Origin of the sequence: Bacillus sp. GMa5/1, assembly GCF_050172015.1 — a bacterium.
Classification (GTDB): domain Bacteria; phylum Bacillota; class Bacilli; order Bacillales; family Bacillaceae_G; genus Bacillus_A; species Bacillus_A cereus.
Map to the genome: position 1 here is coordinate 1 of NZ_JBNLYC010000217.1, position 5,987 is coordinate 5,987.

Sequence of the window (5,987 nt, forward strand, 5' to 3'; positions counted from 1 at the left end):
GTGAATGTGGGAATTTCGATGAAATAGAAAATTTATACAATATTATTCATACTAAACACATATGAAAAATATTGAAATGTTTTGTGACGATAAGTAAGTACTGTAGCAATACGAGAGAGGTGGTTCATACATAGATCACGTTGAGAACGTTCTCTATTTTAACCATCTCAAATTATGGGCAAGAAAATAGAATAATAAAATGCGATAGTAATAGTTGCTAATACATAGGAGGAGTTAAAGTGAAAAAGACTTTAATTACAGGGTTATTGGTTACAGCGGTATCTACGAGTTGCTTCATTCCTGTAAGCGCTTACGCTAAGGAGGGGCAAACGGAAGTGAAAACAGTATATGCGCAAAATGTAATTGCTCCAAATACATTATCCAATTCAATTAGAATGTTAGGATCACAATCACCGCTTATTCAAGCATACGGATTAATTATTTTGCAACAGCCAGACATTAAGGTAAATGCGATGAGTAGCTTAACGAATCATCAAAAGTTTGCAAAGGCGAATGTACGAGAGTGGATTGATGAATATAATCCGAAGCTAATTGACTTAAATCAAGAGATGATGAGATACAGCACTAGATTCAATAGTTATTATAGTAAGCTCTATGAACTAGCAGGAAATGTAAATGAAGATCAGCAAGCAAAAACAGATTTTATGAGTGCATATGGAAAATTACAATTGCAAGTACAGAGCATCCAAGAGAGTATGGAGCAAGATTTATTAGAGTTAAATCGATTTAAAACAGTATTAGACAAAGATAGTAACAACTTATCAATTAAAGCCGATGAAGCAATAAAAACACTGCAAGGATCAAGTGGAGATATTGTGAAATTAAGAGAAGATATTAAAAGAATTCAAGGGGAAATTCAAGCTGAACTAACTACTATTTTGAATAGACCTCAAGAAATCATTAAAGGTTCTATTAATATCGGTAAACAAGTATTTACAATCACAAATCAAACTGCACAAACGAAAACAATCGATTTTGTTTCTATCGGTACTTTAAGTAATGAAATTGTAAATGCTGCAGATAGTCAAACGAGAGAAGCAGCTTTTCGCATTCAGCAAAAGCAAAAAGAGTTATTGCCACTTATTCAAAAGTTATCACAAACTGAAGCAGAGGCGACTCAAATTACATTCGTTGAAGATCAAGTAAATAGCTTTACAGAATTAATTGATCGTCAAATTACAACTTTAGAAACGTTATTAACGGATTGGAAAGTTTTAAATAATAATATGATTCAAATTCAAACAAATGTTGAAGAAGGCACGTATACAGACAGTAGTTTACTTCAAAAACATTTTAATCAAATTAAAAAAGTAAGTGATGAAATGAATAAGCAAACAAATCAATTTGAAGATTACGTTACAAACGTTGAAGTACATTAAATAGAAAAATAATTAGCGATATAGGGAGAGAAGAAAAATGACAAAAAAACCATATAAAGTAATGGCTCTATCAGCACTTATGGCAGTATTTGCAGCAGGAAATATTATGCCGGCTCATACGTATGCAGCTGAAAGTACAGTGAAGCAAGCTCCAGTTCATGCGGTAGCAAAAGCTTATAATGACTATGAAGAATATTCATTAGGACCAGAAGGCTTGAAAGATGCAATGGAAAGAACAGGTTCAAATGCTTTAGTAATGGATCTGTATGCTTTAACAATTATTAAACAAGGTAATGTTAACTTTGGAAATGTATCGACTGTTGATGCAGCTTTAAAAGGAAAAGTGATTCAGCACCAAGATACAGCTAGAGGAAATGCGAAGCAATGGTTAGATGTATTAAAGCCACAGCTTATTTCAACGAATCAAAACATCATTAACTACAATACAAAATTCCAAAACTATTATGATACTTTAGTTGCTGCGGTAGATGCAAAAGATAAAGCGACTCTTACGAAAGGCCTAACTAGATTATCAAGTAGTATTAATGAAAATAAAGCGCAAGTGGATCAGTTAGTAGAAGACTTGAAAAAATTCCGAAATAAAATGACGTCGGATACGCAAAACTTCAAGGGTGATGCAAATCAAATTACATCTATATTAGCTAGTCAAGATGCAGGAATTCCGCTTCTACAAAATCAAATTACAACGTACAATGAGGCAATTAGTAAATATAATGCAATTATTATCGGTTCATCTGTTGCGACAGCTCTAGGACCAATTGCAATTATTGGTGGTGCAGTAGTTATTGCTACGGGCGCAGGAACACCGCTAGGAGTCGCATTAATTGCAGGTGGTGCAGCAGCTGTAGGCGGTGGTACAGCTGGTATCGTATTAGCGAAGAAAGAACTTGACAATGCACAAGCTGAAATTCAAAAAATAACTGGACAAATTACAACTGCTCAATTAGAAGTAGCTGGGTTAACGAACATTAAAACACAAACTGAGTATTTAACAAATACGATTGATACTGCAATTACAGCGTTGCAAAACATTTCAAACCAATGGTATACAATGGGATCGAAATACAATTCTTTACTTCAAAATGTGGATTCAATTAGTCCAAACGATCTTGTTTTCATTAAAGAAGATTTAAACATTGCGAAAGATAGCTGGAAAAACATTAAAGACTATGCAGAAAAGATTTATGCTGAAGATATTAAAGTAGTAGACACGAAAAAAGCATAATTGAATACGAATCGTTAGAGCGTTAAGTGTTGATGAATGATTTGAAGCTCCTGTTCAGTTGTGAGCAGGAGCTTTTGATATCCTTATAAAGAGAATAGGTGAAAAATATGCAGAAAAGATTTTATAAAAAATGTCTTTTAGCGGTAATGATTGCTGGGGTGGCAACGAGTAACGCATTTCCTTTACATCCTTTTGCAGCAGAACAAAATGTAAAGGTGCTACAAGAAAATGTGAAAAACTATTCTCTTGGACCAGCAGGATTCCAAGATGTAATGGCACAAACGACATCAAGTATATTTGCAATGGATTCATATGCAAAATTAATTCAAAATCAACAAGAGACGGATTTAAGTAAAATAAGTTCGATTAATAGTGAATTTAAAGGGAATATGATTCAGCATCAAAGAGATGCAAAAATTAATGCAGCATATTGGTTAAATAATATGAAGCCTCAAATTATGAAAACAGATCAAAATATTATAAATTACAATAATACTTTTCAATCGTATTATAATGACATGTTAATAGCGATTGATCAAAAGGATAGCGGAAAATTAAAAGCAGATTTAGAAAAGTTGTATGCGGATATTGTGAAGAATCAAAATGAGGTAGATGGATTATTAGGAAATTTGAAAGCTTTTCGCGATAGAATGGCGAAAGATACAAATAGTTTCAAAGAGGATACAAATCAGTTAACAGCGATATTGGCAAGTACGAATGCTGGTATTCCAGCTCTAGAGCAACAAATAAATACATATAACGATTCGATTAAAAAGAGTAATGATATGGTCATTGCTGGTGGCGTACTTTGCGTAGCTCTAATAACATGTCTTGCTGGCGGGCCGATGATTGCGGTTGCGAAAAAAGATATCGCAAATGCAGAAAGAGAAATCGCCAATTTAAAAGATAGAATTTCAGGAGCACAAGCAGAAGTCGTAATTTTGACTGATGTAAAAAATAAAACAACAAACATGACAGAAACAATTGATGCAGCAATTACAGCACTACAAAACATATCAAATCAATGGTATACAGTAGGTGCAAAATATAATAATTTACTACAAAACGTAAAAGGAATTAGTCCGGAAGAGTTTACGTTTATAAAAGAAGATTTACATACAGCGAAAGATAGCTGGAAAGATGTAAAAGATTATACAGACAAATTACATGAAGGTGTGGCAAAGTAAACAGTGGACTAGTTCTGCTGTTTATTTTTCATCCTGTTTTTTTGTGAGAGTTGAGCTTGCAATTATATATAAGTTTGTCATGTGTTTTATCAATGTGGCTATTGGGTAATAGTTAATCAAATTGATACGAATAACCTAAATAAATTTCTGATCAAGTCTTTTATATGTAATGTTTTAATGAAAAAAGCTATACTGTAAGCAAAACTAAAAATTGGAGAGGAAATACTACAACATGGAAAATTATCTATTATTTATCCTTACAGCAATGTTAATCATAATCATGCCTGGTCCTGGTTTTGCACTAGTTACAAAAAATACTATCTCGCATGGTAAAAATGGCGGGATAAAGACTGTTTTAGGAACGATATCTGGAATGATGATTCATACAATAATGGCTACGTTAGGACTTTCTGCTATCTTAATGAAATTTGCTATGTTATTTACATTTATAAAATATGCTGGGGCTGTTTATTTAATTTATTTAGCTGTAAAGTCAATTAAAAGTGCCTTACATAAAAAAGAAGATATGTCAGGTTCAGCAGAAATGGACTCTAAGGATATTGGGGCAATTAAAAGCTTTAGACAAGGATTTACTACGGCAATTTTAAATCCAAAAACCGCTGTATTTTTCCTTAGTTTTTTACCCCAATTTATTGTGAGTAATCAAAATCATTTCCTCCAATTTCTTTTATTAGGAGTCACATTTACGACTTTGACAGCAATATGGTATTTACTTTACATCTCACTCATACGTCAATTAAGAACTTTTTTAAGAAAAGAAAGAGTGAACCGTACAATAGAGGGTATTACAGGCGCCGTATTATTAGTATTTGGAGTTAGATTGTTTTTCCAAAAATAAATATGTAGATAAAACGAGAAATAAAAAAGTTGATTATTTCTCGTTTTATTCTTTAAAATCTGCAACAGAATCAGGATTTCCCCTCAAAGTATAAATTCCAAGAGGAACCGTTTTTTTATTTACTTATATACGTACAGCTGTACCACTGACAGCAACCATTAACATTCCATCACGAACAACTTCGTAATCTACGTCAATACCAACGATAGCGTTCGCACCTTTTTCTTTTGCAAGTTCTTTCATTTCGCCCATTGCAATATCACGAGCGTCTTTTAGTTTACTTTCATAAGCACCAACACGGCCACCGACAACATCACGAACGGAAGCGAATACATCGCGGACAATATTTGCACCCATAATAGCTTCACCATTTACAATATCAATATACTCAATAATCTCTTTACCTTGAATTCCAGAAGTTGTTGTTACAATCATGACTGACACTCTCCTAATATTTTATAATTTTTGATTAGCTTTCTTATGTCATAGAAAAAGTAGTTCTGGTGCCAAAAATGCTTGATAGAAACATAGAATATTTTTGGCATCAGAAACAAGTCTAGTTTCTTACAGAATGAAAGCAAGGCAATTGTTTAACATGTGTATCGCTATAACATATGCAATGGATCTTTTAGAAATAAGATAAGCCGCAGTAAGTATCAACGATCCAGGTAAATAAATAGCAATATCCGCAAGTTGGTTCGTATGAAGAAGTGTAAAAATCATAATCGAAATGATAGATGCAATAGCAGTACCAATATGGTAAGAAAAACGATTTATTAATATGTGGCGAAACACAATTTCTTCAAGTGTTGGACCCAGAATACCAAATACAAGCAATGTAAATACAAGAGGTACCTCTGCACCCGTTTCAAGGAGCTGCTCTTGGTTCTCTGGTTGACCAGTTGCTAGAAAATGCATAACACATTGTTCCACAATTAACGTAAATAAAACTACCATAGGAATACTTACTATTTTCAAAATTGTCTTCTCTTTAAAATAAGTAAAACTTTCAATAATTTCTTTCCTAAAGCAAATGATTCCTACAATAGCAGGTACAGTAAAACCGATGGCACTAAGAACAAATTCTGATTCAACTAAATTGACATTAGCTAAAAGTGATATGCCAAATAGTATGTACAAGCCAATTTGAAATGGTACAAACAGTGTAAAGATTATTAGCATAATGATTTCTTTTTTATTCATTTTTATAAAGTTCACTGTATTGCCCCCATAATTAAATTACCTATAATTTTTGATTTTTCTTTCTGCATAACGCTCTCCTTCTAAATATATTT

The 5,987-nt window shown here is 32.8% G+C and carries 6 protein-coding genes; 4 read left to right on the plus strand and 2 right to left on the minus strand.

Annotated elements, in window-relative coordinates; all coding sequences use genetic code 11:
- The first annotated feature begins 239 nt into the window (after positions 1-239).
- The 4 genes from nheA to ACQGSG_RS25745 all read left to right on the plus strand — a co-directional run bounded on the left by nheA (position 240) and on the right by ACQGSG_RS25745 (position 4,692).
- The gene (gene nheA / locus ACQGSG_RS25730) at positions 240-1,400 is read left to right on the plus strand and encodes a non-hemolytic enterotoxin NHE subunit A (RefSeq protein ID WP_000751832.1); all 1,161 of its coding nucleotides are present in this window, start codon (positions 240-242) and stop codon (positions 1,398-1,400) included.
- A gap of 37 nt (positions 1,401-1,437) precedes the next feature.
- Positions 1,438-2,646: a non-hemolytic enterotoxin NHE subunit B gene (gene nheB / locus ACQGSG_RS25735; protein WP_000162975.1), complete on the plus strand. Its 1,209-nt coding sequence runs from the start codon at positions 1,438-1,440 to the stop codon at positions 2,644-2,646.
- A 107-nt stretch (positions 2,647-2,753) separates the two neighbouring features.
- Positions 2,754-3,833: a non-hemolytic enterotoxin NHE subunit C gene (gene nheC / locus ACQGSG_RS25740; protein ID WP_098869867.1), complete on the plus strand. Its 1,080-nt coding sequence runs from the start codon at positions 2,754-2,756 to the stop codon at positions 3,831-3,833.
- A 232-nt stretch (positions 3,834-4,065) separates the two neighbouring features.
- Entirely contained in the window at positions 4,066-4,692 is a 627-nt protein-coding gene (locus ACQGSG_RS25745; RefSeq protein ID WP_000432987.1) for a LysE family translocator, read from the plus strand.
- Between the two features lie 123 nt (positions 4,693-4,815).
- On the opposite strand, the gene ACQGSG_RS25750 is transcribed toward ACQGSG_RS25745, so the two are convergent.
- Entirely contained in the window at positions 4,816-5,127 is a 312-nt protein-coding gene (locus tag ACQGSG_RS25750) for a heavy metal-binding domain-containing protein (RefSeq protein WP_000637518.1), read from the minus strand.
- Between the two features lie 129 nt (positions 5,128-5,256).
- Complete coding sequence (locus tag ACQGSG_RS25755) at positions 5,257-5,910, minus strand: CPBP family intramembrane glutamic endopeptidase (RefSeq protein WP_001009295.1); 654 nt, start codon at positions 5,908-5,910, stop codon at positions 5,257-5,259.
- Positions 5,911-5,987: the final 77 nt, after the last annotated feature.

Excerpts from the sequence above, each read along its gene's own strand:
- nheB (WP_000162975.1), top strand. The coding sequence starts at position 1,438 with ATGACAAAAAAACCATATAAAGTAATGGCTCTATCAGCACTTATGGCA.
- nheC (WP_098869867.1), top strand. The coding sequence starts at position 2,754 with ATGCAGAAAAGATTTTATAAAAAATGTCTTTTAGCGGTAATGATTGCT.
- ACQGSG_RS25745 (WP_000432987.1), top strand. The coding sequence starts at position 4,066 with ATGGAAAATTATCTATTATTTATCCTTACAGCAATGTTAATCATAATC.
- ACQGSG_RS25750 (WP_000637518.1), bottom strand. The coding sequence starts at position 5,127 with ATGATTGTAACAACAACTTCTGGAATTCAAGGTAAAGAGATTATTGAG.